7 protein-coding genes and 2 pseudogenes are annotated in these 9,480 nt (G+C 34.6%); 7 read left to right on the plus strand and 2 right to left on the minus strand.

Annotation, left to right across the window (positions count from 1 at the left end):
- Together AC3WJG_RS26575 and AC3WJG_RS26580 are read left to right on the plus strand one after the other, a co-directional pair.
- Window positions 1–472 (plus strand): annotated as a pseudogene (locus AC3WJG_RS26575) (MobQ family relaxase); the annotation flags it as partial.
- A 186-nt stretch (window positions 473–658) separates the two neighbouring features.
- Window positions 659–823: pseudogene (locus tag AC3WJG_RS26580) on the plus strand (gamma-type small acid-soluble spore protein); the annotation flags it as partial.
- Window positions 824–2,636: 1,813 nt separating this feature from the next.
- Here AC3WJG_RS26580 and AC3WJG_RS26585 read toward each other — a convergent pair.
- Complete coding sequence (locus AC3WJG_RS26585; RefSeq protein WP_154975153.1) at window positions 2,637–2,798, minus strand: YjcZ family sporulation protein; 162 nt, start codon at window positions 2,796–2,798, stop codon at window positions 2,637–2,639.
- Between the two features lie 675 nt (window positions 2,799–3,473).
- Between AC3WJG_RS26585 and AC3WJG_RS26590 the strand changes: the two genes are divergently transcribed.
- The 4 genes from AC3WJG_RS26590 (at window position 3,474) to AC3WJG_RS26605 (ending at window position 7,110) form a co-directional block, all read left to right on the plus strand.
- The gene (locus tag AC3WJG_RS26590; protein WP_099000647.1) at window positions 3,474–4,079 is read left to right on the plus strand and encodes a GNAT family N-acetyltransferase; all 606 of its coding nucleotides are present in this window, start codon (window positions 3,474–3,476) and stop codon (window positions 4,077–4,079) included.
- A gap of 1,022 nt (window positions 4,080–5,101) precedes the next feature.
- Entirely contained in the window at window positions 5,102–5,953 is an 852-nt protein-coding gene (locus AC3WJG_RS26595; RefSeq protein WP_492588919.1) for a helix-turn-helix domain-containing protein, read from the plus strand.
- A 193-nt stretch (window positions 5,954–6,146) separates the two neighbouring features.
- The gene (locus AC3WJG_RS26600; protein ID WP_492588921.1) at window positions 6,147–6,779 is read left to right on the plus strand and encodes a DUF3967 domain-containing protein; all 633 of its coding nucleotides are present in this window, start codon (window positions 6,147–6,149) and stop codon (window positions 6,777–6,779) included.
- Between the two features lie 55 nt (window positions 6,780–6,834).
- On the plus strand, window positions 6,835–7,110 hold the full coding sequence (locus tag AC3WJG_RS26605; RefSeq protein WP_154975098.1) for a hypothetical protein: 276 nt from the start codon (window positions 6,835–6,837) through the stop codon (window positions 7,108–7,110).
- 88 nt (window positions 7,111–7,198) lie between these two features.
- On the opposite strand, the gene AC3WJG_RS26610 is transcribed toward AC3WJG_RS26605, so the two are convergent.
- A complete protein-coding gene (locus tag AC3WJG_RS26610) occupies window positions 7,199–7,510 on the minus strand; it encodes a hypothetical protein (RefSeq protein WP_154975097.1) in 312 nt (103 codons plus the stop codon).
- A gap of 376 nt (window positions 7,511–7,886) precedes the next feature.
- Between AC3WJG_RS26610 and mobQ the strand changes: the two genes are divergently transcribed.
- Window positions 7,887–9,480, plus strand: a 1,594-nt coding sequence (mobQ, locus tag AC3WJG_RS26615; protein WP_492588923.1) for a MobQ family relaxase, incomplete at its 3' end; no start/stop codon positions are given.

Here is a 9,480-nt window from a genome sequence, read left to right on the forward strand (position 1 = left end):
AAAGAAAAATGTAAAAATCTTCGAAACAGAAAGAGATTATCTAGATAAGATGAAGAATCAAGTTGCGAGCCTTGAAAAAACAGAGAAAGAACTTGATCAACTAAGGAATAGTCCTGGTGAGACAGCTAAACGATTGGTTTCAAAAAAAGCACGTCTATACTATGAAGAATTACAGCACGAAGCCAATCACTACAAAGAGAACCTTAAGGAAAAAGGGTATAAAGGACCGGATGATTTAAACAAGCGACAAAGCGAAATTAGAGAGCTTGAGAAAGATGTCATCCCAGCTATAGAAAAGCAGATAAAAACCAAAGAGCAGGTCATAGGAACGATTTCAGGCATCTTTGATGCGATCCAACAAGCTACTCGTAGTGAAGAGCAAGCTCTGCAAAAACAGCAGCAACAGCTTAGAAGATTTAGAAGTAGCTCCATAAATAAATCTAAAGACCAAGGGCATGATTTTTCTCGTTAACCACCTAATTGCCTTAAGGCAATTCAAACCAACTTTAAGTTGGTTATCTATAGCTTTTAAAGAAATTGCATTCCATTGTAGTAATGTGCCCTATCTGTACTGGAATTCTCATGTTTTCCTTACCAAATACTTTTAAGGATACTGCCCTTCCACTTGGTTATATTAATTCTTGTGGAGGTGATAGTAATGGAAAACAAATATTCTAACACGACAGCTTCAGGCACAGATGTTCAACATGTGAAGCAAAAAAACGCTCAAGCATCTTCTGGTAAATACGGTACAGAATTTGCTAGTGAGACTGACGTACAACACGTAAAACGTCAAAATGCTCAAGCTAATAAAAACAAAAATTAATGTTAAAAGGGTTCTTTCATACTCGTAGAAAGAACCCTTTATTGTATCCAAATTCTTGTTACTCCGTATTAGGCTATACTCTCCAAACTAATCTACGTAAGATATGTAAATAAGGCATTTTTTATCTTGTGAAAACGGATGAAAAAAGTATAAAGCTAGCTTTTTAGGAATAAAATAATTTTATTTTAGCAGCATAAAAAAGCTGCATACTAGCTTCTATTTTCGGGAAATATAATCGAGAAACATTGTAAAACTCCACTTTGTACCTAAACGTATAAACGGGAACCTCTCTCTTCTAAGAAGAGAGAGGTTCCCGTTTTGTTTTTAGACGTACTTTTACGATGATAGCTACAATTTTTTATTTAAAAGTAAGTAACTAGCACTAAAATATAAGTACAAAAAAAGCTCAAAGTTTTTTTGAGCTTTCTTAAAATGAAAACTTCTCATTAAACGATACTCTGACCAATAGGGACATGTCTAAGGAGCGTACTAATTTAATGAAATATTCGTGTCACACTACCATCATATGTGGGAAATATGGTGTATGTACATAATGTTTACAAGACTTTTGTAATAAATAATCATACATACTAATGGACAAGCATATTAATTAAAAAAAGGACTCAACATGTTCCCTTTTATGAATTGAACTAGCAGACGACTCCCAAATAGACTGATTTGGGGGTTATTTGCTCTTATACGAGTATGAAAATAGCCTGGGTAGACAAAACTAGCAAAGACGCTTTACAGCGTCTATTCGGTCATTCGCACTGTTACAAACTAAAGAATGGAAAGCAGAAAATACTACTTGAAAAAATTAACTAAACAATTAGATGAAGTAGTGTTTTCTGTTCTTCAACTTACGTAAGAAAGATATACATACAATCAAAAAATGAGTGCTCAATAATAGCATATGTAATCATATACATCACATAATTTCTTTAATACTTGAACATGATACTTGTGATGGCATAAGGTCTCTATACGTTATAACTTGAAGTATTTGGTTGGATACAAAAAAACTCTGGGTTGCGATTATCCCAAGAGTTTTTTTGTTTCAACGATTTAAAGAGATGTTTCTATTTTTGAATAGAAACATCTCGCAGAGAGCAAGCTACTCAAGATTGATTAAAGTTTCAAAATTACAATGTAAAGTATTGATGATAAGAGCTAAAAAAGCACCTTAGAGAGAAGGTGCTTTTTTATTTGAAAGGAATAATCGAGAGATGAAACCATTTTTAAAATATCTGTTTTTCTTAATTGGTGGAGTTATTTGTATTAGTCTCCTAGTGTTTTCTATCTATACAGATCTTGCTCACTTGAATGGATACACTCCTGCTCATGTTAAGAAGTAAAAACTTATGGACATACAATCCAACATCACAAATGAATTTATTTTTGAATGTAAATACTTTTCTAGGAGCAAACTACTCAAGATGCTTTGTACGCCCTGAAGTATCACTTTATAGCCAAAATTGTATAACATCCAAAATAGAAAAACTGCCTCTTCCCCGATGGCAGTTTTTCTGTTTCATGAATATATATCTTATGTGTGCGTAGTTAACATAAAACGTTGTTTAGGAACTATTTTCTTTTTATATGTATGCAGATTTGTAATTAGCGCAAAATATTTAACGTGCCTTGTACGCCGTGAGGCACTGATAAGCAGAAGCCAATTACATAACATCCAAAAAACAACAAAGAATATTGCCCCTAACAGTATTCTTTGTTGTTTTTATGTAAGAACAATATATCAAATGAAAAAGCTAGCATACTGCTAGCTTTTTCAAAGTAAAATGTTCATTAGTTATTAGCAGCCTCCAACAAAACCACCGAAACAAGAAGCGCCGATAATAATTAATAAAATAAACAATACAATAATTAAAGCGAAACCACCGCCAGCACCACATCCGCCTCCGCCGTAACCATATCCGCCATAGCCGCAACCGCCACCATAACCTCCAAAGCCCATATTGTCACCCCCTATATGCTTACTACTCTTAAGATATGTGTAAAAAATAAAAGTGCGCCAAAATGTTGTCTTCGTAGAAACAACTAGAGCAACAATAAATAGCACATTAATTTTTTGGAGAAATATAAACCTTTTAGATTTGTTTACATAAAATGAAGAAACCATAGCTAAGTCTTGAGAGCAGTTGACCCCCTCACTGATACGTAGTTGCTAAAAGACAGAGAAAATCCCAACCGCCTGGAATCTTCTCTGTCTTTTACCGTTGTATAATGTATAGAACATTATAAAGAGTGTAAACTATTCAAGACTCCAAAAGGTGTCATTGGATAACGTCGTATAATGAAGAAAACCACCTTGGAGAGAAGGTGGTTTTTACATTCATACAAAAATAATTGCGGACATTGAATATTACATAACATATTGCCCAAACTACTTAAGATGCTGTAAAGCATCTTCTCATAGAACTCAAACATATAACATCCAAGTAACAGAAAACCACTGATTAGGTCCGGTGGTTTTTCTGTTTTTAACCTGTGTATGGAATACGTTTGTAGTTAACATAAAAGGTATTATCGGAAATAAAAAGTATCATTCTACTAAAATTTAATGATACTTTTTATTTTATACAAATTACATATATAATGTTAATAAATAACAATTTTGGAGGCGTTTTTTATGAAGATTGAAGAAATATTTGGGGATTTACCTAAACTTGAAACAGAACGTCTGATATTAAGAAAAATAACATTAGATGATGTTGAAGATATGTATTCTTATTGCTCTAACGAAGAAGTATCTAAATACGTTACGTGGGACACTCATCAAGCACTTGACGATACTACTAACTTCGTTAAATTCGTGTTAAATCAATATGAGAATAGAAAAATTGCTCCCTGGGCGATAGAGTATAAAGAAAATGGCAAACTTATAGGTACTATTGATTTTATCTCTTGGCATACAGAACACAATATAGCTGAAATCGGATATATCATTTCTAAAGATTATTGGGGAAACGGTATAGCAACAGAAGCCGCAAACGAAGTGATTAAATTTGGTTTTAACCATATGGAACTTATTCGTGTCCAAGCAAGATGCTTTGTAGAAAACAAAGGATCAGCATGTGTAATGAAAAAATTGGGCATGTCCTTTGAAGGAACCCTTAGAAAAGCCATGTTTATAAAGGGAAAACATCAAAATTTAAAAATGTATTCAATATTAAAAGAAGAGTTCTCATACAATCATGAGTCATCACCAGAAAATGTATACCATATACAGATCTAGTTTACATAAACACTCTTTCCGGAACACACGACAAAAAGAATCCCTTGCGGCGCAAGGGATTTAAAACAGCCACCTTTATAGCAATATGCAGCTTTTTATACATCGTTGATAGAATAGGCATTCTATTGATCAAATCAATGAAAACAATGTATAAAAAGTGCACGTTTTATACATATGTACACCTACCAACACATATTTCATTTACCAATAATTACATACGCTTTTAAAATAAATCAGCAAATAAAATTTGTTAATATTGATATTGAGATGATGATCTATTAACGGATTAATCTGTTAAAGAATCAGCAAAAAAACTAACTCTGATTTGCCCATTAGAGTTGGTTTTTTTTTTATTATTAAACCTACCCTCTCAAAAAATAGCCTACATACGAAAAGTATGATAAAATTAATATCAGACTATTCTTACAAATTTCAACGTAGCAAAAAAGCAACCTCGATTTCCTATGACGAAGATGAGGTTGCTTCTTTTGTTTTAAAATTTGTATGACAAGTTTCATTTTATTATGTTACACTAAAAGAGCTAACGACTTAATCTAACCTTTTCTTTTACTTTTTTGCAAAGTGAAATTCCTAAACAAAAAAGAGCAACCTTCCCCAATGCCAGTTGAGATAGGGTTGCTCTTTTTTTATTTAATAAGAAAACATAAAAATCTATTTCACAAGATACAGAAAAAAAACTGATATATGCTTAAATTATCTAAAAATTTCATTGTTAAACTTGGTAGAGTTTGCTATGATTAAATCAATTACATGATCGGAAAATCGAAAAAGGCAAAGCGTGTTGTCGAAGGATTAGGCCCCTTCTTCAACCGTCCACCGTGCAAACCCACGGTAAACACCTGCTTCACCTTTTCTTTAGTGTAATTCTATGTTCATTTTACGATAGAATTACATGAAAAACAAGGGGAAGTTCTATACTCTTTTATCATTTTAAAAGACGTGTTTACCTAGAAAACGGTATCACGTCTTTTTTCGTTTTCCATAAAAGGGAGAGAATGAAAATGGCAAAAGAAAAAATTGAGATTATTGCAAGTGTAGAAACATACGAAAACTTATCATCCTTTGAATCTATCGAAGAGCTAAATGAAACAGTACGAGCTCACGTAGAGCTCCATAAAGACAAATTAAAGAAAACTCACATTGCAGTACTAAAAGTCTTACATGGACATTCAGCGAAACACCTAGGTGTTTCTTTCTTAACAAAAAACAACATTGGCAAATTAGTTGGTAAAAGTCGCGCTACTATTATCCGTGTGTGTAAGCATTTAGAGGATTTAGGAATTATTAAGCAACTAGAAATGAAACGCAGAAGTGACATGAAACAAACAAGTAATGCTATCATTATTCAACCAATCCAAAAAGCCGAACCAGCCAAAGAAAATGATCAAATTCAACCAAATACAACACAAGAAAACTCAAATATGCAACACCAAAAAAACAAAACCTTTTTAAAACAATTACATAATATTAAACATCTAAATATGAGTAAAGAATTATCTAAGCGTAAACCTTATATAAAAATGGTTCCTAAAAGACTTCAACAATATCAAGCTTTTTTTGGTAATCAAATTAAGTCTCTATACGGACGTATTTGGCTTGCAATGAAGAACTTTGGTGTATCAGTTGATAGATCTATCATGCAAGATATTGCTCATATTGCTTTTGATAAACTTGTAGATTACATAAAACAAGGACGTAACCTTTCTACTGAAGAAATGCATAAATTAGCTTATACCATCGCCTATAATCAGCTTTTAGAACGTGATGACACAAAAGCAATGGCAAACTTTGTAGATAGTTTTATTGAACGGACTAAACACCTTAAAAACCACCCTTTACACTCAGGCGTATAAGGGATGGCCGCCTAAGCAAAGAGTCCCTTTATAAAAATAATCTAAAACTAGACTTCTTAGAAATTAATATGAATTCTAAGTGAGATGGCCGTTGTTCATCACGGCATTCTTTAAATATATTCGTTTGCCAGTTCTTTAATTGAAGGGCTAATATAATGTCATGACGAATGAATTAGAGAGGGGGCATGACGTTATGTCTGATACGAATAACTTTGTTTATAAAACGGGTGAAGTTTTAAAGAGGTTAAATCTCAAAGACTCTGTCTTTAAAAAATACGTTTTTAGCCTTGAAAAAGAAGGGTATTCTTTTCAGAGAAACAATTTAGGACATCGTCTTTTTACAGAGGAAGACATAAAAGCTTTGGAGATGTTTTTAGAGCTAATCAGTTATGACGGTATGACCATTGAGTCCGTAGCAAGGAAGATAGGGACGGCCAACAAGAAGCAAATAGAGCCAATGGGTCATGATGTCATGACTGGAAACGACATAGATGGTCATGACGTCATGACCGAAAAAGATGCTAGTAGTCATGACGCTATGACGCTAATGAGTGTACTTTTAAAAGAGCAAGAACAGCGCTTTGTAAGGCTTCTTGAGGAGCAAGAACAAACATTTAAAAACGAGATACAGGCTATTAAAGATAGTCAAATTCAAGAAGTTTATGAGCTTAAAAAAACATTGCTTGAAAGAATGGATGACGATACAGGAACTGAAAAAAGAGACGAAATCCTTATTCAAGTTATGCGGGACATCAGAGAAACAAAAAAAATGGTGGCTGCTTCCCAGGAAGATACCAAAAAGAAGTGGTGGGAGTTTTGGAGATGACATACTAGACTAATATATATAAGTGTCAGCTACTACAAAAATGGGGTGATGGAAAATGCGGATTAAATTTGAAGAGCCAGTTACACCTGAACTTATTGCCAGTACATTACAAGGGTTGATGGACGAGTATGATGTAAGTCTTTCAAAAACGAATTTGTATATCAATTTCCGTAATGCTGATGGAGAGTTAGTGACATTAGTAGATAGCAATGGGGATGAGATTGAAGGAATTGTAGTCAAAAAACCGAAAACTCAAAAGCCCAAAAAGAAAGAAACGACAGGCAACCTAGTTGAGTTTCCAAATAAAGAACGAGAAATTGATATTGAATAGTATAAGAAATACAAGGTTTCAAATTGGCTACCTTAGTTTGAATAAACTAAGGTAGCCAATTTGAAGCTCTGATAATTTACAATATAAATTATTCTTCGGCAGTAGCTACTTCAGCTTCTGCTTTTATTTTTTCTTTTACAACTACATCATGATGCAAAATCTTATCTTTATTCTTCCCTACATAGGATTGCAATGCCTTCGCAATCTTTTCAGCTTCTTCTTCACTTTGAATCTCAAAGTATTTCTCAAAGATCGCGCCGACTTGAATAAGTCGTCTTGTTCTTTCTTTTCTCTCTTTTTCCTTTTTACGTGCTTCAACTTGTTGTTTCTTCGCTTTCATCTTCTCAATTTTCTCTTCTAAATCCTGAAGAATCTCCTCATCTGTTCGCTTCTTCGTCACCGAGCCCCATCTCCTTTTTATATTCTCTAATGTTTGAATTGATTATATCAAAAATTGAGATAAATTGGTATCTTTAGCATAGATTCTCTCACCAGTATATGGTATAATTCCCTTAGATCGAAGAGATAAGGGCGCACTTATACATCGTACCGATGTGTGCGGTTCCTTCGGAACAAAAAGACAAAACCAAAGACTCATTCGCCTAGATGGCGAATTACATAAAATCTGTTTGCCTATCGGCAAAGATGAAAGCACCATCTGACACCTTTGGTGTTCATGATGATGCTTTCATCAAAAACGTTGATTAGCGCACTGTCTGCTCTCATCAAATTATTCCAAATCCAAAAACCCATTTACAAGAAAGGAGGAATGAATCATGGCTATTTACCATCTATCGATGCAAATTATTAGTCGTTCAAAAGGACAATCAGCTGTCGCTGCAGCTGCTTATCGCAGTGGCGAAAAACTGCATGATGAACGCACAGACGAACAAAAGTTTTATGCTCGTAACGCGCAACCAGAAACCATGATTCTGACTCCTACTAATGCGCCAGAATGGGTGAAAGATCGCAACCGTTTATGGAATGAAGTTGAAAAAGTAGAGAAGCGCAAAGACTCACAGTTAGCACGCGAATTAAACATTGCGTTGCCAATTGAACTGAATCAAGACCAACAAAAAGAACTCATTCAGTCTTTTGCACAACGTGAGTTTGTTCAAAAAGGAATGGTGGCCGACATCGCCATCCATCGTGACGATGCGAATAATCCTCACGCTCACATTATGTTAACTATGAGAAATCTTGATGAGAATGGTTTCGGCAAGAAGAATCGTGATTGGAATGCTGACTTTGCGAATGCTAAAGAAAACAACCGTGGGTACGTTAAAAACAGCGAACGCTGCTTATCTATTCGTGAACAATGGGCGAATTATGCCAACAAAGCGTTGGAGAAAGCCCAAAGCAACGAGCGAATCACGCACCTTTCTCATGAGAGTCGTGGCCTTGAAGTTCTTCCAACCATCCATTTAGGCCATGTCGCTCACGACATGGAGAAGAAGGGGAAACAAAGCGAGCGCGGCCAAGTTAACCGGGAGCGCCAAGAATACAATCAAGTAGTTATCGACTTACAGACTTACCGTCGCCAAAAAGAAGCTCATCTACAAAAAATGAAAGAAAAAGAGAAGCAATTTAGCTTCTCTACAGAAGTTGAAAAAACACAGATTCAAAAGGCTGCATCTCTTTTAAATCAACAAGTGGTTTCCTTAGACGATATCTACAAACGTCATGGCGAATTACGTAAAATGAGTGATCGTCATGACCCAATTGAACGCCATTTTCATGTTCAACAGCAACAATTTCTGAACGTCAGCAACTATTATGACCGTGTAAACGATTTAGAGCGTGAGATTAAGCAGAATGAAGAGAAAGTAGATGAACTCAAGGGAGCACTCAATCCGTTTAAACTGAAAGAAAACACTATGTTGAAACGTCGTTACCTTGATAAAATATCTGATTTAGAGAGCGATAAAGTAAACTATGAAAGCAACATTCAAGGGTATAAAGAATCTCTTCGTTTTTCAAACGAAGAAGAGTTCTACGAACGCTATAAAGAGTTCTCTCACCAAAAAGAAAATCGTCAGCATCAAATTAAGTATGAGAAAGAGCAAATTCAAGTGGAAACGAAAGTATTGTTACAAGCAGAAGAAGCCATTAAAATGGCTAAGATCCGTGAGGTAAGCTCACATTATCCTGATTTAAAAACAGCCGGAAAATACTTAAGCTATGATAATGCCTTAAAACTAGAGAAACATATCGACATGGCCAAAAAGACGCCAGTAACATTAGAAGTCATTGAAAAAGCAATTGGGAATCAGAAAGAAGAGTTATACAAACTAAAGAAAAATGTAAAAATCTTCGAAACAGAAAGAGATTATCTAGATAAGATGAAGAATCAAGTTGCGAGCCTTGAAA

Source organism: Priestia sp. FW507-14D1A (assembly GCF_058781295.1).